We start from the raw sequence: 643 nt of genomic DNA on the forward strand, positions 1-643 counted from the left end.
GACGGTTATCGGGAACTCCATCAAACTGCAATGGCCGGAAGCATGTATCAGGAAGCATTGGCGCACGGAATGAAGCCGGATTCGTTTGAGGAAACATTAAATCGGATTAAGGAAACCACAAAAAAAGTATGCAGGCAATATTGAAGACAATCTCGTGCTATGATGCTCTGCCCAGTCATGATGTCGGTATTGACACCCCAGTATGGGTATCTTCAGGAGACCAGCTGCTGACGGGGTTAGATGCCTGCAGTGAACAGTTCCGTTCATTCTATTTAGCTGGACAGCGCGTTCTTGTATGCGAAGATATCCGTCACCTTGAACAAAACAATCCGCCCGACTCCGGTCAGAAAAACCATCAATGGGAGGGTGTAATATTCCTCAACATAGATCAGGCGAAAGTTGGACATTTGATCAAAACCTCCCAATGGTGTACCCGGCATGTAAAGCAAGAGGGAACGGTGATTGTCCGCCATGAAGAGGAAAATGATGCGAATTCCGCATGGCATGCTCTGATGGTGTACGGGGGATGGAAAGAAAAAGCGAGAGCCGATCTTCACAATAGTAACAAAGAGCGGTCAAACGCTGGGTTTTCAGTTTATCAGCGGCACATTCCAACTGTTTTGTGGCATTCTCCACTGCAAAA

At 47.1% G+C, this 643-nt stretch carries 1 protein-coding gene; it reads left to right on the forward strand.

What is annotated here, in order from left to right; translation table 11 throughout:
* Nucleotides 1–128: 128 nt before the first annotated feature.
* Nucleotides 129–643: hypothetical protein (locus tag AB1L17_RS31455; protein ID WP_412848839.1), on the forward strand; the 515-nt coding region annotated here is incomplete at its 3' end.

It is taken from the genome of Brevibacillus jepli, from assembly GCF_047229145.1.
GTDB lineage: Bacteria > Bacillota > Bacilli > Brevibacillales > Brevibacillaceae > Brevibacillus.